This window comes from Arthrobacter sp. FW306-1B-F12A (assembly GCF_058781865.1).
In genome coordinates, this window is record NZ_JBYSXD010000015.1 from 33,812 (window position 1) to 51,506 (window position 17,695).

At 60.6% G+C, this 17,695-nt stretch carries 14 protein-coding genes; 7 read left to right on the forward strand and 7 right to left on the reverse strand.

The window, feature by feature from the left end; translation table 11 throughout:
• Positions 1-17 precede the first annotated feature (17 nt).
• Together AC3WJU_RS09705 and AC3WJU_RS09710 are read left to right on the forward strand one after the other, a co-directional pair.
• The gene (locus tag AC3WJU_RS09705) at positions 18-1,568 is read left to right on the forward strand and encodes a tyrosine-protein kinase domain-containing protein (protein ID WP_442319981.1); all 1,551 of its coding nucleotides are present in this window, start codon (positions 18-20) and stop codon (positions 1,566-1,568) included.
• Positions 1,569-1,880: 312 nt separating this feature from the next.
• Positions 1,881-2,012: a hypothetical protein gene (locus tag AC3WJU_RS09710; RefSeq protein ID WP_492259737.1), complete on the forward strand. Its 132-nt coding sequence runs from the start codon at positions 1,881-1,883 to the stop codon at positions 2,010-2,012.
• Between the two features lie 232 nt (positions 2,013-2,244).
• Here the strand turns inward: AC3WJU_RS09710 and AC3WJU_RS09715 are convergent, their stop codons facing one another.
• Positions 2,245-2,709, reverse strand: a complete 465-nt coding sequence (locus AC3WJU_RS09715; protein WP_492259738.1) for an Lrp/AsnC family transcriptional regulator — start codon at positions 2,707-2,709, stop codon at positions 2,245-2,247.
• A 171-nt stretch (positions 2,710-2,880) separates the two neighbouring features.
• On the opposite strand from AC3WJU_RS09715, the gene pdhA reads away from it, so the two are divergent.
• From pdhA to AC3WJU_RS09730, 3 genes are read left to right on the forward strand one after another with little or no spacing between them, the layout of a single operon-like run.
• A complete protein-coding gene (gene pdhA, locus AC3WJU_RS09720) occupies positions 2,881-4,113 on the forward strand; it encodes a pyruvate dehydrogenase (acetyl-transferring) E1 component subunit alpha (RefSeq protein ID WP_492259739.1) in 1,233 nt (410 codons plus the stop codon).
• On the forward strand, positions 4,110-5,237 hold the full coding sequence (locus AC3WJU_RS09725; RefSeq protein WP_284989993.1) for an alpha-ketoacid dehydrogenase subunit beta: 1,128 nt from the start codon (positions 4,110-4,112) through the stop codon (positions 5,235-5,237). Before pdhA ends, AC3WJU_RS09725 begins: the two co-directional genes overlap by 4 nt.
• A gap of 2 nt (positions 5,238-5,239) precedes the next feature.
• Complete coding sequence (locus AC3WJU_RS09730) at positions 5,240-6,694, forward strand: dihydrolipoamide acetyltransferase family protein (RefSeq protein ID WP_284989992.1); 1,455 nt, start codon at positions 5,240-5,242, stop codon at positions 6,692-6,694.
• Between the two features lie 58 nt (positions 6,695-6,752).
• On the opposite strand, the gene AC3WJU_RS09735 is transcribed toward AC3WJU_RS09730, so the two are convergent.
• The 6 genes from AC3WJU_RS09735 to AC3WJU_RS09760 all read right to left on the reverse strand — a co-directional run bounded on the left by AC3WJU_RS09735 (position 6,753) and on the right by AC3WJU_RS09760 (position 13,305).
• Positions 6,753-8,228: a hypothetical protein gene (locus AC3WJU_RS09735; RefSeq protein WP_284989991.1), complete on the reverse strand. Its 1,476-nt coding sequence runs from the start codon at positions 8,226-8,228 to the stop codon at positions 6,753-6,755.
• A 759-nt stretch (positions 8,229-8,987) separates the two neighbouring features.
• Positions 8,988-9,593 (reverse strand): YdcF family protein, encoded by a 606-nt coding sequence (locus AC3WJU_RS09740; protein ID WP_492259740.1) that lies wholly within the window; start codon positions 9,591-9,593, stop codon positions 8,988-8,990.
• Between the two features lie 90 nt (positions 9,594-9,683).
• A complete protein-coding gene (locus AC3WJU_RS09745; protein ID WP_492259741.1) occupies positions 9,684-11,471 on the reverse strand; it encodes a hypothetical protein in 1,788 nt (595 codons plus the stop codon).
• On the reverse strand, positions 11,468-12,127 hold the full coding sequence (locus AC3WJU_RS09750) for a response regulator transcription factor (RefSeq protein WP_306959095.1): 660 nt from the start codon (positions 12,125-12,127) through the stop codon (positions 11,468-11,470). The genes AC3WJU_RS09745 and AC3WJU_RS09750 overlap by 4 nt, the downstream gene beginning before the upstream one ends.
• 139 nt (positions 12,128-12,266) lie before the next feature.
• On the reverse strand, positions 12,267-12,410 hold the full coding sequence (locus AC3WJU_RS09755; protein WP_332602715.1) for a hypothetical protein: 144 nt from the start codon (positions 12,408-12,410) through the stop codon (positions 12,267-12,269).
• Positions 12,411-13,134: 724 nt separating this feature from the next.
• Positions 13,135-13,305 carry a hypothetical protein gene (locus tag AC3WJU_RS09760; protein ID WP_307053644.1) on the reverse strand — a complete coding sequence of 57 codons (171 nt, stop codon included), beginning with the start codon at positions 13,303-13,305 and terminating at the stop codon, positions 13,135-13,137.
• A gap of 2,132 nt (positions 13,306-15,437) precedes the next feature.
• Between AC3WJU_RS09760 and AC3WJU_RS09765 the strand changes: the two genes are divergently transcribed.
• Both AC3WJU_RS09765 and AC3WJU_RS09770 read left to right on the forward strand, forming a co-directional pair.
• A complete protein-coding gene (locus AC3WJU_RS09765; protein WP_492259742.1) occupies positions 15,438-16,412 on the forward strand; it encodes a glycosyl hydrolase family 32 in 975 nt (324 codons plus the stop codon).
• Complete coding sequence (locus AC3WJU_RS09770; protein ID WP_492259768.1) at positions 16,412-17,560, forward strand: serine hydrolase domain-containing protein; 1,149 nt, start codon at positions 16,412-16,414, stop codon at positions 17,558-17,560. Before AC3WJU_RS09765 ends, AC3WJU_RS09770 begins: the two co-directional genes overlap by 1 nt.
• Positions 17,561-17,695 lie beyond the last annotated feature (135 nt).

Below are 17,695 nucleotides of genomic sequence, written 5' to 3' on the forward strand. Positions count from 1 at the left end.
TGAGCAGTTATGGTGGCATGCCATCCGGCAGGGCTCCATTCATCGATACAGGGGGATCTGGTTTGGACCTAAGAGACTATCTGCGCATTGGGCGTCGAAACTGGATATTGCTTGTAGCCTTCACGCTCGCAGGCCTCTTAGGGGGAGGCGTTACATCCGTATTAATTCAGCCCACCTACACCGCAGAGACTCAACTTTTTGTGGCCATTCAGAGTTCCGGTACGGTGCAAGAACTGCAGCAGGGGAACACCTTCACTCAGGCTCGGGTGCAGTCATACGTCAAGACAGTGACCACTCCGGTAGTGCTGCAGCCCGCGATCGACGCGTTGGGTTTGAAGGTCACCGCTGATCAACTCGCTAAACACGTAAAAGCGAGTACGGATGTCAACACAGTCCTCATCAACATTTCGGTTTCGGACACATCGCCGGTGCAGGCGGCCGCAACCGCGCAATCTGTCGCCAACAGTCTCATCAAGGCGATCGACCTGCTTGAGAAACCGAAAACTGGCGGTACATCGCCAGTCAGCCTTTCAATCATCACGCCCGCCGAAGCCCCTTCGGAACCCTCAGCGCCCAATACGAAGTTGAATCTCTTGCTAGGCCTTGCTCTGGGACTAGTTCTGGGTATCGGCGCTGCGGTTCTCAGGACGAACCTGGATTTTCGAATTCGAGGAGAAGCCGACCTTCGCAAAATTACTGACGCTCCAGTTCTCGGCGGGATCGCGTTCCATGCTGACGCAGTTCGAAAGCCGCTCCTGACTCAATCTGGCCCGCAGAGCCCAAGGGCCGAGTCATACCGTCAGCTGCGTACAAACCTTCAGTTTGCCAATGTAGCCGGGCAAGCGAAGACCGTGTTGATCACGTCGTCCCTTCCGGGAGAAGGAAAGAGTACGACGGCGACTAACCTGGCAATTGCTCTGTCCCAGGCGGGGCAAACGGTGTGTCTCATAGATGCAGATCTTCGGCGCCCCATGGTTCATGATTATTTGGGCCTAGATAGAAATGCAGGTCTAACAACTGCTCTGGTGGGAGCTGCCGACGTAAATGATCTAATCCAACCTTGGGGTGAAGATGATCTATTTGTGCTTACTTCGGGCCAGATTCCGCCGAATCCGAGTGAACTCTTGGGCTCCGAAGAGATGAAACATCTCATTACGAGATTGGAACATGCATTCGACACAGTGATCGTTGACGCTCCTCCGCTCCTTCCGGTCACAGACGCAGCCGTATTGTCCCAGCACGTTGGAGGTGTTGTGATCGTAATCGGTTCTCAGAAGATCAAGCATCACGATTTGCGGAAGTCCCTGGACGCGCTCAAGATGGTTGACGCGAAGCTTCTCGGTGTGGTCCTTAATCGGGTTCCTATTAAGGGCCCAGATTCCTACGCATACAGCTATTACGGCGGGGAGTACGCAAGCGCTTCAAGTGACTCGAAAGCCGGTCCGTCGACCAGCTCCGGGATACAGGGTTCAAACGATGCTGGGGCCTTGGATGCTCTTGACTATGTCATGAAACCAGATGACATTAGGCAGGCCCGTTCGTTCCCGCGCGCCCGGCTGGACAAGTAGGAGACGAGCAGACTGGGCACGACTCCAGTCGCTGGCACGATCGGTCTATTTGTTCTAAGGAGAGATCTTCGCACCAGAAGGTGGCAAAGACTTCGGGGGCGCTTGAGTTTTCGGCAAGTTTCATTTGACCGTTCACCGTGGTGATTCATGAGCCTGCTATCGGAGTCGAAGAGCCCAAGGGGAGAAATCCTCTGTTCAGCCCAGCTCCTGATGGGTTCGGCGAGTCCTTCTTAGGGACAACATGTTCCGAATCCCTTACGTCGAGCGGTTCATCGCCGATACTTATTCACGGGACATTCAGGAACATCAAAAGTGGAGGACGCTTTGCCGTACGTGGACATCAATCCATATCGAAAGGCCACCCGGAAACGGTTCAAGTTCGGCGGTTTGATTGTCTTGTTGCTGGTAACGGCCGGAGTGGTCTACCTGGCGCTGTCTCGGTAGCGCTCGATGTCCATTGAAGACTACGTCGAAGGCCTGTCAACGATGCTTGGTGCTCTTGGAATTGTCGGAGGAGCTGGCATGTTGATCATCGCCCTTCGTATGCGGGGAAAGACTAAGCTGACTCGTCCTGCTTGTTGCGCTCCCGCGACAACGTGTGTCTGTCCAACGACGTAGGTTGAACGGCCTTGGAGTTCGCACGTAGCGTTCCCTGAATATGCCTCAAGCCGTGGTCCTACCGCGTATCCAGATCCTCGAACACCAGGAACGTCTGCGTATCCTGCACGCCCGGCATCGACTGCAACTGGTCGAAAATGACCCTGCGAAGGTGAATGTTGTCAGTGGCGCGGACCAGCAGGATGACGTCGAAATCGCCGCCGACAAGCGCGATGTGCTGCACCTCCGGAATGAGCCGAAGCTCTTCACGGAGCTCGCGCCACGAGTGCTGCTGCACCTTGAGCGTGACGTAGGCCGATGACTTCAAGCCGGCCTTGATGGGGTCCACAAGTGCGGTGAACTTAGTGAGCACGCCTTCGCCCGTCAGCCGGGAAATTCTCGAGTATGCATGCGCTCGACTGATGTGGACGTTTTCAGCTACGTGGGTCACGGACATCCGGCCGTCCCGTGTCAGCTCGGCAATGATGTCCCTATCCACTTGGTCAAGAGGAACTTCTGCTTGGTCGGTTTCGACCTCGGCCATCGCATCTCCAATTCGTCCACAGTGTGGGCCCGTTAGCCAGCTCACATTTGCGATTTGTCTTCCAGACTATAGGTTTCTGGCAAGCTTTTCCACGATTCTGGCCAGAGCTGGATACGAAACTTCGCTAGGGAACATACTGGTGACAAATAGTGGATACAGAAGGACGGACCAATGACGATCTCCGCGGACCATGAGGCCCAGGGTCTTGCTGACGCTCGGCCGGACGAAACCGAAGCAAACGATCAAGCTTCTGAAGTGCGGCGCAAGTTCGGAATCAGCGTGGAAGACTATATGCTGCCTGCCCGCCATCAGATCCAGATGGTCGATCCTTCTGGCGTGCTCAAGCCTGAAGCTGAACAGGGTACCGAACCCGGTCACGAATATCCCATCCCCGGCGATGCCGAACTCATGGCGGCTTACGAGCAACTGGTTGTCGGGCGACGGGTCAATGATCAGAACTCCGCCCTCGTCCGTCAGGGCCGCATGGCCGTTTACCCGTCCAGCCACGGCCAGGAGGCTTGCCAGGTAGCGGCTGCTCTGTGCCTCCGCGAAGGCGACTGGCTGTTCCCCACCTACCGCGACGCTGTGGCGGTCATGTCCCGCGGAGTGGACCCGGTGGAGACCATGACGATCTTCCGAGGCGACTGGCACGGCGGCTACGACCCCACCAAGCACAAGGTCGGCATTCAGTGCACGCCGCTGACCACCCAGCTGCTCCACGCCGTCGGAGTTGCCCATGCCGCCAAACTTCGCGGCGAAGACACCGTGGTGTTGGCAATGTGCGGCGACGGTGCCACGAGCGAAGGGGACTTCCATGAAGCTCTCAACTTCGCCGCGGTCTTCCACCTGCCTGTCATCTTCTTCGTACAGAACAACAAGTACGCGATCTCTGTGCCTCTGAGCCAACAGTCCGTGGCACCGTCGCTGGCGCACAAGGCCGTCGGTTACGGCATGGCCGGTGAGCGCGTTGACGGCAATGATCTGGTCGCGCTACTTGCCGTTCTGGACCGGGCGGTGAAACTGGCCCGTGAAGGCTCCGGCCCGCTCCTGATCGAGGCCCACACCTACCGCATGCAGGCCCACACCAACGCCGACGACGCCACCCGCTACCGGCAGGACAGCGAAGTGGCCGAGTGGACTGCCAAGGACCCCATCAGCCGCATGACGTCTTATCTCACCGGCCGAGGACTCCTCGACGACGACGGCTCGACACGAATCGCGGCAAAGGCTGAAGCCGTTGCGTCGCAGCTTCGCGAAGGCTTGGGGGAGGACGTCCCGGTCGACCCGCAGAACCTCTTCCGCTACGTCTTCTCCACACCCACTCCGCAACTGAAGGAGCAGTCCGCCTTGCTCGCCGACGAACTCGCCCGTGAGGCATCCAGCCAGAAGGAGGCAGGCAAATGAGCCCCGCCGTCACCACATCCTCTGAGGCCACCGAGCACGCCGCAATCGGTGATGTCAGCTCTGCCACCGCCAGTGCGGCAGCCAGCGCAGCCGCAGTCGCCGAAGCCTCCGGCCCGCAGACCATCACCATGGCCAAGGCCCTCAACACCGCGATGGCGGACGCCATGGAGGCCGACTCGTCCGTCCTGGTATTCGGTGAAGACGTTGGTCGCCTCGGTGGCGTCTTCCGGATCACCGATGGCCTCATGGCCAAATTCGGAGAGCAGCGGTGCTTCGATACCCCGTTGGCCGAGTCCGGCATCGTGGGCATGGCAGTAGGTATGGCCATGAACGGAATGCGGCCCGTAATTGAGATGCAGTTCGACGCCTTCGCATACCCGGCCTTCGAACAGATAGTCAGCCACGTCGCCAAGATGCACAACCGAACCAAGGGCGCCGTCACGCTGCCCATGGTCATCCGCGTCCCGTATGCCGGCGGGATCGGCGGCGTAGAGCACCACTGCGACTCGTCCGAGTCCTACTACGCCCACACCGCCGGCCTAAAGGTCTACACGCCGGCGACGGTAGCGGACGGCTACCGCATGCTTCGCGAAGCCATCGATTCCGACGATCCCGTCATGTTCATGGAACCCAAGAAGCTCTACTGGTCCAAAGACCAGGTAGATTTGGGCGCCCTGCGCGCCGAACACGCCGCGAATGCTGCGACAGGATCCAGCAGCGAGGGCCGCGCCGCCGTCGCGCGCCCCGGCACTGATGCAACGCTCATTGCCTACGGCCCCTCGGTCCCGACCGCACTTGCCGCCGCGGCTGCGGCGGCTGAAGAGGGCCGCAGCCTTGAAGTGATTGATGTCCGCTCCATCGTGCCCTTCGACGACGAAACAGTCTGCGCATCGGTGCGCAAGACCGGCCGAGCTGTTGTCATCGCCGAGGCTCACGGATTCGCTTCCGTATCCTCCGAAATCGTGGCCCGGGTGCAGGAGCGCTGCTTCCATTATCTGGCCGCGCCCATCCGCCGCGTGACCGGCTTCGATGTCCCGTACCCGGCTCCGAAGCTGGAGCACTACTACTTGCCGAGCGTCGACCGCATCCTCGACGCCGTTGACGACCTTCAATGGGAGAACTGACCATGAGCACAGAAATGCAGGTGTTCCTGCTGCCGGACCTGGGCGAGGGCCTCACCGAGGCTGAACTCGTCAACTGGCTTGTGGCCGTGGGCGACGAGATCCGCGTGGATCAGCCGATCGCTGAGGTTGAAACCGCCAAATCCATGGTGGAGGTGCCTTCGCCGTACGCAGGCATAGTCGCCGTGCTGCACGGTGAAGCCGGCCAGACGCTGGACGTTGGGAAGCCGCTGATCTCGGTGGCTCCTGTCGGTGCTTCGGTTGCTGTTAAGCCTGAGCCTGAGCCTGCGGAAGAAAAGGTCCCTGCGGCGCCCGCGGTGGCCGTCGCTGCCGAGACCTACCGGACCGAAGAGAAAGCCGGATCCGGGAACGTCCTCATTGGCTACGGCACATCCGGAGGCGGCGAAGCCCGCCGTACCCGGCCGCGGAAGATGTCTGGTGGGTCTGCCGTTGCTGTGACCTCGGAGCCCGACTTTGCCGAACTCTCGTTGTCCCGTACGCGGATCCCAGGGAAGCTCTCCGCCGTGATTTCCCCATTGGTGCGCAAGATGGCCCGGGACCATGGAGTCTCGTTGGACGCCGTGCCTGGCTCGGGGGAGAGCGGGCTCATCCTGCGCCGCGATATTGAGGCCGCCATCGGAGGGGCCACGCGCGAGACCGCTCCCGTTGAGGTGCCCGCCGTTACGCAGTCTTCCAGCGGAGTCCAGCCTTCCACCGGAGTCCAGGACGCCCGTACCGGCTTGACCGTGGCATCGCGCACTCCGGTCCGTGGGATACGTAAAGCTGTTGCGGCCAACATGACCCGCAGCCGTTCCGAGATCCCAGAGGCAACTGTCTGGGTGGACGTTGACGCTACCGCGCTCCTTGAGATGCGTGCAGAACTCAAGAAGCGCGATCCGCACGGCGCTCCCGGCCTGCTCGCGTTCATCGCTCGTTTTGTCACAGCCGGACTAAAAAAATTCCCCGAGCTGAACACCCGGTTTGTCACGGCCGAGGATACGGCCGGCGGTGTGATGCAGGAGATCATCGCATTCGACGGCATCAACCTTGGCTTCGCCGCACAGACGGACCGCGGACTCGTGGTTCCCTCAGTCCGTAACGCCCATCTGTTGAACGCCCGCGAACTCGATACCGAAATCCGTCGGCTCACTGCCGTCGCACGCGACGGCAAGGCAACTCCGACGGAGTTGGCCAGCGGCACCTTCACCCTGAACAACTACGGAGTGTTCGGAGTGGACGGATCCGCTGCGATCATCAACTACCCCGAGGTTGCCATGCTCGGTGTGGGCCGCATTATCGACAAGCCCTGGGTGGTGGACGGCCAGCTTGCAGTCCGCAAGGTCACCGAGTTGACGCTGGCATTTGACCACCGCGTTTGTGATGGCGAGACGGCTGCGGGTTTCCTGCGGTATGTTGCGGACGCGATCGAGAACCCTGGGACGGTGCTGGCGGATTTGTAGGGTCAGCGAAGGTATCCGGATGTTTAGGACGTCGATGATCCGAACATTTCCGCTTGCCTCACGCTATTCCTATCCACGTGTTAGCCGCAGTCGCAACATAAATGCGTTGGTTTGCGGTGCTAGGAGTGTCTTTTCGGAAGTAATAGTCCCCGGCGACTGACCCGACCACGTTGGGCGCGCCGTTTCCCGAGTACATCCCTGAACCCAGGCCAGCCGTTGTTCCGGGGGTAATAGCTCCGGTAGCACCGTTCATTGATGCGAGAGTGGCTGCGGATCCGTTGGCGGCGAAGAAACTAGTTCCTTGGGTGACCAAGTTGCCTTGGGCGTTGACGCGGACGCGGAGGTTTGACCCGCTGTCAAACCATTCCGTAAGGTTTTTCGCCTGCCCTTTCTGAGCATTGATGCGCAACGCCGTCGTGTTCGGTGTTGTTGGGTCGAGCATGAGCTGACCATTAGTGGTTGCGAATGATCCTGAGGCAATGACAGCGCCACTTATGGTCGCTCCTGAGAAGGCAGTGTAGGCGACGATGGTCCGACTAGATGAGTCCAACATGAACGTGCCGCCGCCAGCTGGAAGGGTCGCACCATGATTAGTGGTAAGTGTCTGCGGCGTGGTTGTCAGGGTATATGCGCCGGAAAGTGTGCCATAGCTCGCGGTGGGCTGCCCAACTTGAACTAGCGACGTCGATCCGTCCTTGTCGCCTCCATATTTGGCCTTGAATGCAGTGCCAGCGGAGCGACCTACACTGAGTTGGGTTTCGGAATTTGCTGGATCAATGACATACACACCGAAAGCGGTTGCGGCACCGGACGCTACTTGCTGCCAATAGGCTACGTATTTGTCAATACTGCCTGTTGCGCCGGGGTCGGTTTGGGTGGAGGTCTTGAAGCCATACCCGGAGGCGACGTGCGCTGTGCCGAGGACGTTGAGACGGGTCCCCATACCGCCGACAGGGGCGGTGTCCCCGGCTACGGCCTGGACCGCGCCCTCGACGCGAACATTGGCTTCCCAGCCAATTACCGGCTTCGCCTGCGCCCAGCCAATGTTGCCGTCGTCTTTGAGATATGTCGTAGACGAACCGCCTTCTGCGCTGTCATCGGTGGTTGGGCCGTAGTAGAGCGTGTTCCCGAAGAGGCCCTGCGTTGTCTTGAGCACTGGACTGCCGGGCGAGGCAAAGCCGAACCGCTTGTACCATCCCAGTCCGCCAGCAATCCCAGACGGCGAACCTGAACCAGCGAATCCCATGCTTCCGGCATCCCCAAAAATAGGGGTTGTGGGGTAAGTTCCGGAAGCGTCTGCAACCCGATAAAGGCCTGTCCCCGTGGCAACCACCGGAACGTACGTTGGGCTGAGGTTCCAATCGGCCGCGCTATAGCTTGCCCCTGAAGTAAAACTCCTCTTCGCCGTGACCATGTCACCGGACGGGTTGAGGACAGGGGAACCAACAATGTAGGCGGTGTTTGGTTGCCATTTCAGGACGTAATTGGCGGCGAGATCACTGGTGCCGATTCCTGTCTGTGCCAGCCCGGACAACTCGGCTGCTTGGGCCCGCTCGGCCTCGAAGCTTGAAGCTGCGAAGACACCTGTCACCGCTGTCGCGAGAGCTCCAAGCTTGAATAGGCCGCGGCGTTTGACACTTACGCCACCCCCCAGCGGCGCACCTCGTTCCTCAGATTCGTTGTACATGACTGATCACAATCCCAGATGGTGTTAATAGGAGACCGTTGATCGACCAGGAAGAGCTGCGCAGGTGGACAGGAGCTTGAAGAAGCCCCGAGGTAGTACGCATTCCTACAAGTAGATCGACATGTCCAAACGCTAAGCGCGCGGGATTCCCCTAACCACAGTAGCTATTACGCCTTTTTAGCCGTCCATACTCGCTTCTGCGGGCTGAGCTACGTATTTCATTCGAGGCGATTAATCTGAACACTCGCGGCAGGAGCGGCGGAACCACACACAATTTGTCGAAACTTAGCATGCGAAGCACAGCTGCATGGATGGTCCGCGAAATTGAAAATAGGGTCTGACGTGGGAATACGTCGAAAGATCCGTGTCTGCGGAGATGCCCCGTGAAGGGGTTGGGCTTGTAAGGTTTGAATTTCCTTAAGAATCAAGTACTGGGCGTTCGGGGTTTTGGTTACTAAGGCGACTTACTAAAATTGAGCAAATCTTATGGAGAGCAACTGGTAATCGCCCGCGCGAACCGGGCGGTCGCGGAATCTCCTTGTGGATGGGCCTCGGCGCTATTATTCGAGTTATTTTATAAACAGGCTGGAGGAATTACTTTTTGACTCAGCAGTCCGGGTGGATCGCAACCTTGACGAAGGCCGCCGTCTGGTAGAGGTACTGGTATGCCCAGGAATACGTTGGGTCAGTCAAGGAAACCACCGGCACATCCATCCTGTCAGCGACCATATGCAGGTTTCCTGAATAGCAGCGGCTTACGATCACTCGGGCCCTTGTCACGTGGAACTGGGCGGTCAGGACGTCAGCGCTCTTCCAGCCATATTGATCCGAGAGGTCTTTTAGTGCCCGCGCTTCGCCTTGGGTAGTGAACGGATCGGGGTTGAAGCAGATAATCCGGTACGACCGGTGATCGCCACATATTGCCGCTTCGAATCTGCCGTCCTTCCCCACCGGGCTCGAGACAGCAATGGTTGGTGCGTACCCCTGCTGCATCAGCTGTTCGGCATAGACCATGCGTTGGTCCGGGGGCCCGAGCACGAACAGCACATCCGCGTGCTTCGGTTCGTCAGCTGGCGGGGCTACATACAGAAAGATGCCGGCAACGGCCCAGAAGATCGCCAAGGCTGCAATGACAGCAAACGAGCGAAAGAACAAACGCTTCTTTCGAACAGGCGGGTTGGCCTGTCTTTCGTGATCGCGGAGAAGAGTCATACCGTCCTCTTACCAATGCGGGGATGTGGGCGGCAGCGCTGCACTGGATCTAAGACTACTATCTGCTAACCCCAAGACCCATCGGCTGACTCATTGAAGGACCACCCGGAGGACGACTTTCTCGCCATCCGCACTGAGTGTTACTTCCTTGGACAGGGCCTGAAGCGTCGTCATCCCGAGGCTGGGGCGGACCGGGCCTCGGAGCCGGCCAGGGGAACTGATGCTTATGTGAATGGCGCCGGAGTCGGCCACCGATCGTGTCGTGGGCGGTTCGTGGGCCGACATTGTGACGCGGACATTGTTTCGTTCACCGTGGCGGATGGCGTTGGTGAATCCCTCGGAGAGCACCTCGATGACTGCCTCAGCTCGGGCCGGGTCCTCGTCGCACAAGGCCCACACTTCAGGCTCAATGTCGCACGCGAGCCTCAGCACGCGCCCCCAGGTACTCAGCAGGTCCTGGATACTCGCTGCCCCGCGCCCCGCCTGCCCGGCCGAGTCCTCCAAGATCTCACTCTGCGCAGCAGCCACGGCGCTCGCCAGGATGTCCCTGACGTCCTGCGGGGCCAGATCCTCTTCCGCGTCGTTCCCTCTGGAGCCGGCCAGGGCGAGGGCGCTCGAAACCAGGTTTCCTTGCAGCTTGGTGTGCAGGATCCTGGCGACCCTCCGGCGGGTGTGGAGCAGCTTTTGGTGCGCGCGGTCTGCAAGCTTGAGTAGCTCGTTGAGCGAGCGTGCCAGCCTGACTTCATGCCGCCGTCGTTGGCGTTCGGCAGCTCGAAGAAGCGCCACCGTGAGCGCAGTCAGCGGATAGGACCAGAGGGCGGACCAGTAGAAGAGCTGGGCATAGCCGAACGCCTCCTGTAGGAGGCAGGTCACCGACGCGCCAAGTGCGGACGTGCCCGCGTAGCAAAGGGTCATGGCGGAAATTCGCCGCAGGGGACTGGCGATCCTCCGTACCGTCCGGGCGGTTGCCGCGTTCCCGACGAGCAGGATGGTCCCGCCCACAACCCCCTGAACCAGCAGGAAGAGGAGGCCGTATTCCGTCACCAGTCGCACTGCGATGAGCGATTCGAAGAGCAGCACAGGCAATGCGATCGGTGCGGCTCTGATCAAATGCGGGAGTCCCTCGGTGGGTTCCGCGCGGGAAGGCGGCCGCGGAGGGGGTGTCTCAGGTGGCAAAGGGGTGTGGTCGTGGAAGAGCTGGTGGCTCATCGGGCGGACGACGTCATCGGAGATGGTCCGCAGCAGGCGTGAAGCCTCGGATCTGTGGAGGGTTGCGCTCATCCGGGAAGCGAGGACCGCGTCAAGACGTGTGGAGAGTTCGGTGACATAGTCGGAACGGATCGAGCGCAAGCGGTGCTCATCGAATCCGAGCTGGGCCTCGATCGCAGCCTGGGCAGCGCGGAGCCGGCGTTCAAGCACGGCGTGCCCGCGGATGGAGTCCGTCAGCATCGCGATCGCCGAGAGGAAAACCAGGGCCGCCCCGATATTGATGAGGACGCGGGCCCAGAGATCTTCACTCAGGTCCGCGATATTCAGGGCCCGTGCGGACCAAGCCACCAGGAGCGGGCGGCAGGCGCCCAGGAACGCGAAGGTGCCGAACGCCGTCGTAATTCTGCCTTTGAGGCTCGGGCGGGCCGGGATCAAGGGGCGCAGGAGTATCCCCAAAAGGCCAAGCACCACGTGCACCAGAAACACGACGGCCGTGCCGGAAGCTTCCTCAGCCAGCGGGACCGATCCCGTCCCAGCGAGCGTGACCGACCCGGCGAACATATTCATGACTGTCAGCGCCAAGGGCAAGGTCAGAAGCCACGACCAGAAGCTCAAGGCATTGTTACTGCCGATACCCCGGGCCCAGAGCACAGGGGAGCGGCGGCTCATTGATCGCTATCGGCAGGGGCCGGCAACCCAAACGTGCGCGAGTACAGCGTGGCCGCGGCAACCCGCGGATTGACGTCCGGATTCCGGTTCAGGCCAAGGGCCTCGAACGTGCGCGAGACGGCCTTCTCAACGGAACGCATGCTGCTTCCCCGTTGTTTGGCGATTTCAGCGTTCGACCATCCCTCCGCGATCAAGCGCAGGATATCCAACTGCACGCGGGTCAGCGCGCCGAGCTTCGCTGCGCCAGACTCCACAGGGGGAGTCACCGTGACGGGAAGCTCCACCAGGGTCGAGTTGACTGCACTGATGAGGCCGTCCACGGAGTCGAGGGACGACTTGTTGACGAACGTTGATCCCGCCGGCAACTCGGAAAAGGGAGCTTCCGACGGATAGTTCGTCAGGAAAACGATGGCGCACCCCGGTGAGAGCGCCTTCACCACGTGCGCCAGTTCGACGCCGTTGGGCCGGGTTCCCAGGTCGATGTCAGTCACAAGAACATCGGGATCGACGGCGGCAAACATGGATATGGCCTCTGACGCGGAGGCACAGTCATGCACGTCGAATTCCGCGCCCCTCAAAGCCTCGGCAACAAGCCCGCGCATGAACGGCTGATCTTCGACAACCAGCACCCGCCGAACCCACCCCATAGCCCCCATGGTTGAAGGGTATCCGAGCACACCGAGTGATTCACCGGCAGCAGCCAGTTGTTACGGCTCAGGACAGATCACGACGGCGACGCGCTCGCGTTACGTTTCGCGACGGCGGCTGCCGGAGTGCTCGCCTCAGGCTTCGGCCTCAGTGGCGGAGGGCGATCGTGACGACGAAGATGGTGGCGGCAGCCAGAATCGCCAATCCAACGTAGGACAGCTTCCGCTGAACCCTTCTCCGGCGCTCGCGCCGTTCATCCCTGGCCAAATATCCCGTGCTGTAGTTCCCCATGCCGCGAGGATAGCCCCGGTGAATTTGCCCTCGCCTCCAGGGGTTCGGTTATTGCGACCGGTTTGGCTGCCCGCCTACTCCGGGGTAGCGCGGCTGACCACTCAATTTCGCAGCGATCACCACTCAAATTCGCAGGGATTACCACTCAAATTCGAGCAAACGGCCACCTATCGGTCCTTTTCGACGATAGCGTTCGTTGTGGGTTAGCCGCCCCCGGAGTGGGGTAGCCGCCCCCCGGATGGTGCGCCCGATACGTCAGCCCCCTGAGATACCGGGCGTGAGACTTTGCTTTCGGAGCAGCCAAGTCTGTGGCCGGCCAAACCGACTGGCCGGCCACACCATTCGACAGGATGGACTACCGGTTACTGTGTCCCATAGTCCATCCACCCAGAACCCCGCCCGCGCAAACTATCACGCCAATAATGAGTAGCCGGTTTCTTACGTGCGCAAAAATATGTGGTGTTTGCAATGTTCATCACCAGAGCGGCCAGACTGACTAAGAGTGCTATGCGGTACGCGTGCTGACCGGTGCTGCGCTGACCGGCAATAGCCCACACCAACGCAAGCACGGACAGCGCAGCCCCCAGAAGCGGGTGAAGGACTGTCAGGACGCCCCCAATGACCCCGACAATTAGGCACAGTCGGGAAAACCGGATGCCGCTTTCGGTACCATTTACGTTCGCGGTCAATTTGAAACCCCTGTCCTAGTAGATCTCACCAGAGTTCACGAATCCGGCTCGCGGTAGGCGTGCACCATAGGGTCGGCGTGATCCAGCTCGGCTGCGCGCGCACGCGCGGCCTTCTTCCTCCGGTGAAGTACTACTTCATTGATCACGTAGGAAACCAGGACCAGAGATGGCAAGAGAATTTGAAGCCACAGGTCCCAATTGGTCATAAAAAGGGGCGCCAAGGATGCTCCAAACATCGGCGCATGCGCGCACGAGTACCATTTCACGATTGCCTTCTCTCAGAAGCCGCAGTCTCGACCTGGCATATCCCGGAGCGAAGCGGACGGTTTAGAAAGGTTGATTCCATAGCACTTTGTGGCAACCAGACTGGCGCCCCTGAACGCGCCACTGATGATACCGATGGCCGATATGGCTCCGCTAACACCGCTCACCCTACACATCAGATTCACGACCGTTGCGGTCCATCCGGTTAGCTTGCTGAATGTGCAGCCTACCCACGTTCCACCGACGAACACCGCGGCCGAGAGTCCCGCTAGCACCTGCAACTCGGCGCCGGTGAGAGCGAGGACTGGCCACGGGACCGAACCGTCAGCTTCCACCTTTGCGGTGGATCCGGCCGCGAGAGCTAATGGGAATCGGTAATCGCGCAGTGCTTTGTCCGATTCGACCGTGATCAGCGTTTGCGAGCCGTGTGGGGTGCTGTAGGTGGTCGTTGTCGCGCCGGACAGGGCGGTTGTTAGAAGTGGTGCGCCTTCGCCAATAAAGTGCCCGATCGGGACGCCCTTAAGCTGGGCAGGTCTCGTCTCTGACCTTTTGCCGGGAACGGTAATCCGTACCGCACCCCAGGGGGGTTGCGTTTGGACTGCCGCGGTTCCGGGGGCGTTCCCGTCCATCACATCCACGCCGTCGTACTTCTTGGCGATTTCATGTAGCGGAAGGGCACTTGGCCCGGGCGACAACCCCTGATCCCAGGCGACAGGCTGGACTCCACGGCCGGTATCAGCTCGTATCCGCTGATCTTCCTGTTCCTGGGGTGCCTGTTCCTTTGGGCACTACCTGCATGTGCCGGTGCGGCAATAAGGATGGTCGCAATCAAAGAAAGACATGCGGTAGCTGAGGCAAAAATATGTAGACGTCGCAATTGAGGCTCCTATTCATATAGGTGCCCCCTGAGACCCGCAGCTTGCAAGAATTCATACGGTCTTTTTGCCTTTGTTGGAAGGGAATTTCGAGCAAAACTCGTCTTACGTGAGTTCTTAAATTTGCATTTCAAAAGGAGGATTAGCCAGTCGGCTGTGGTTAGATTTCTCGATCTACGCCTCGTTGGTCTCTCGCAGTTCCCCCGGAAGGACACAGGCTGCGAAGCCTTCCGGCGACCCGCACACGGGACTAGGATGCCGGAATGAAAGTTACGTTGCTCCGCGGGGAGGGCGATGACCGGCCCGATTGCCCACATCAATTCGTCGGTCGCTGCGATGATTGCCGCGACGCCGAACGAAATTCGAGTAGTGAATCCGGTGGCCACGAGCCGGCGGGCCCCAGCGAATAGTCGGCGGTGATGCCTCCGAGAGGTGTCGTTCGTCGGCACTCGCTCCAAATGAATAGATGGAATCCATGCGGATTACCCTGATTGCGCGGGTCACGACGGCGGCGCCCTCGCGCGGCGCTGGACAGCTGCGGGCCATGACGTGACTACGCTCGGCCGGGACGGCGGTGATGCCACCGGCGCCGACGTCGTGGTGGTCGCCATCCCGGGAGACTCGATCGCCCAACAGGTCAAAGCGATTGTCGGCGGCCCCACCGCATAGGCGTTCAACACCAATTTCGCTTCGATCTATGACGCCGTCGACGCCGAACCACTGCCGCCCGGAACCCTCTTCGCCTCCGACCCCGACGCTCTCGAGGCGACCGTGGCGGCACGCTTAAGCCTCAGCCCAAGCTGAGCGGCGGAGCGACTCGCTCTCGGACCCCGAGGATCTTCCTGTCCGCTTGCAGGTGACCGGCGTTCAACATCTCAGGCCCCGCTGCATATTCATCAAGCTGTTGACACCGGTCCTTCTGACAACCTCCCCGCGGCCGTGAACCGCGAGCCGTGCACAGGGTCGTGCCCGCACTTGTTGGCGTCATTGCCATGCGCGAACCCATCCAAGAAGACACTTCCGACATGCCGCTTGACACTCGTATCTAGGTCTTGAACATGACGCTAAATGGATTTAGCCTTGGAGAGCACGCCTTCTGACAAATCTCTTCAGAGCACAAAGACAAGGGAGACCTTTATGCCTTCGACCGCCATCCGGCGACATGATTCCGATGCGACGCACCAGCAGGTGCTGGCCGGATGACTTTCGCAAAAGACGACCACTGGGTTTGGGATTTCTGGCTCGCCGACGATGGCGAGGCATACCATCTGTACTACCTACAGGCCCCGAAATCGCTCGGCAACCCTGACCTTCGGCACCGCAACGCTTCCATCGGCCATGCCACCTCCGCGGATCTGCGTACTTGGCGGGACCACGGCACAGTCCTCGTCCACGGAGAACCGTCGGAACCGGACGCCTCGGCAACCTGGACGGGAAGTGTTGTGGGTGGGGACGATGGGCTCTGGCGGATGTTTTATACGGGTTCGAGATTCCTACGTCCGGACGCGATCACTAACATCGAGACCATTTGCGTAGCGGTTTCTCCAGACTTGCATGCCTGGCACAAGTCCGACGACTTCGCCCTGAATGCTGATCCGCGCTGCTATGAAACCGTGGACGACGGCGTCTGGCATGAAGAGGCTTGGCGCGACCCTTGGGTATTTCAGAGCCCGCCGGGATCCTGGCATATGCTCATCACCGCCCGCGGCAGGAGCGGACCCGACGAACGAAACCGGGGTGTTATCGGATATGCGCGTTCCGACGACCTTGAGAACTGGAGTGTGGGCCCGGCGCTGACAGGAAGTGCCGGGTTCGCTCACCTCGAAGTTCCCCAAATCGTCGAGCTGTCTGGGAGCCACTGGCTGCTTTTTTCGTGCGACGGGAATCATCTCGCCGGGTCGCGGGCGGGACTACCGGGCGGGATATGGCTCGCCCCCGCCGCGTCTCCACTGGGTCCCTTCGACCTCGACCAAGCCAGACTTCTGGCAGACGAGCACCTCTACAGTGGTCGGATCGTGCATAACCGTTCAGGGCGTCCGGTTCTTCTTGCCTTCGAGAACCTTTCCGCCGAGGGTGGCTTCGGCGGCCGAATTTCCGATCCACTCGATCTGGAATGGGACGGTGAGGCCTTCGTGCTCGCCACGGAACGTCACGAGAGGCCGGCTGCTAGGTGATGCAGACACAAGGAACTATCGCCCCTGGCTACGAGCGCGTAGCCGAAGCTTTCACCCGAGCATTCGACGGCCGTCCAACCATGGGCGCGGCCCTGGCCATCCTCGTCGGCGGAGAAACCGTCGTGGACCTCTGGCGCGGAGTCGCGGATGAAAGGACGGGATCTCTGTGGGAGCAAGGCACCGCTACAGTGGTGTTTTCCTGTACCAAAGGGCTCGTCTCGATCCTTGCCGCCAGGCTGGTCCAGGAAGGGCGGCTTTGCTACGACGCCCCAGTCCACCGCTACTGGCCCGAGTTCGCCACAGCGGGCAAGGAGAAAGTCACCGTGGGCGAGCTCCTCGCCCACAGGGCTGGCCTTTCGGCTCCCCGGGTTTCATTCACCACCGAGGAGATCCTCGACTGGAAGTACGTGACCGGGCAATTGGCAAAGCAGGACCCGCTCTGGAAACCTGGCACCGGCTACGCCTATCATGCGATCACGCATGGGTGGCTCGTCGGGGAAGTCATTCGCCGTGTGGCACGCGAGTCGGTCGGCGACTACTTCCGCCGTGCGACCGCCCCGTGGACCCGGGATGCATGGATAGGGCTGCCGGCCTCCGAAGCTGGCCGAGTCGCGCATATCCAAGTGGGTGAGAGCCAGGCGCAAGCCGGGCGCCTGCTCCGGGACGCGCCGGACGAGTGGACTCTGCGGGCGATGACTCTCGGGGGTGCGCTGCCCGTTGAGCTTGTAGGGGACGGCACCGGTTTCAACGACCCCCGAGTGCGCGCGGCCCAGATTCCCGGGGCTGGAGGCGTGGCGACAGCACATGCACTCGCGTCCATCTGGTCCGCGACTATCGTCGACACAGAGGGCGCCCGTCTTCTCGATGACGCGACGCTCGATCGTGCTCTTGTGCCGATGAGCCAAGGCGCACCGGTCTACCACGCGCCCGGTCCGTGGCCGCGCTGGGGCGCCGGTTTCCAACTCGACTCCGCAGCCCGGAGATACCGCGGCCCCCGAAGCTTCGGCCACGACGGCGCCGGCGGGCAGGTAGCCTTCGCGGACCCCGATTCGAAGACCGGTTTTGCCTTCATCACCAACTGGATGGAAGCGGGCGACGATCGCGCGACGCAGATTATTGACGCGCTCCGCGCCGTGCGGCGGGACTGAGCGCACCTGACATACCTCCTGCCCACGTTGTAACGGCAGGCAAAAAACAGGACTCCTCTTGACAACTTGGGAGAGGTTCGTCACCATAGCTAAATCCATTTAGCAAATTATTTAGCCATCTATTCAAGGACAGGA

Coding starts and splice junctions, on each gene's coding strand:
- AC3WJU_RS09765 (WP_492259742.1), top strand. CDS start 15,438: ATGACTTTCGCAAAAGACGACCACTGGGTTTGGGATTTCTGGCTCGCC.
- AC3WJU_RS09760 (WP_307053644.1), bottom strand. CDS start 13,305: ATGACCAATTGGGACCTGTGGCTTCAAATTCTCTTGCCATCTCTGGTC.
- AC3WJU_RS09755 (WP_332602715.1), bottom strand. CDS start 12,410: ATGGGGAACTACAGCACGGGATATTTGGCCAGGGATGAACGGCGCGAG.
- AC3WJU_RS09745 (WP_492259741.1), bottom strand. CDS start 11,471: ATGAGCCGCCGCTCCCCTGTGCTCTGGGCCCGGGGTATCGGCAGTAAC.
- AC3WJU_RS09750 (WP_306959095.1), bottom strand. CDS start 12,127: ATGGGGGCTATGGGGTGGGTTCGGCGGGTGCTGGTTGTCGAAGATCAG.
- AC3WJU_RS09715 (WP_492259738.1), bottom strand. CDS start 2,709: ATGGCCGAGGTCGAAACCGACCAAGCAGAAGTTCCTCTTGACCAAGTG.
- AC3WJU_RS09770 (WP_492259768.1), top strand. CDS start 16,412: ATGCAGACACAAGGAACTATCGCCCCTGGCTACGAGCGCGTAGCCGAA.
- pdhA (WP_492259739.1), top strand. CDS start 2,881: ATGACGATCTCCGCGGACCATGAGGCCCAGGGTCTTGCTGACGCTCGG.
- AC3WJU_RS09740 (WP_492259740.1), bottom strand. CDS start 9,593: ATGACTCTTCTCCGCGATCACGAAAGACAGGCCAACCCGCCTGTTCGA.
- AC3WJU_RS09730 (WP_284989992.1), top strand. CDS start 5,240: ATGAGCACAGAAATGCAGGTGTTCCTGCTGCCGGACCTGGGCGAGGGC.
- AC3WJU_RS09705 (WP_442319981.1), top strand. CDS start 18: ATGCCATCCGGCAGGGCTCCATTCATCGATACAGGGGGATCTGGTTTG.
- AC3WJU_RS09725 (WP_284989993.1), top strand. CDS start 4,110: ATGAGCCCCGCCGTCACCACATCCTCTGAGGCCACCGAGCACGCCGCA.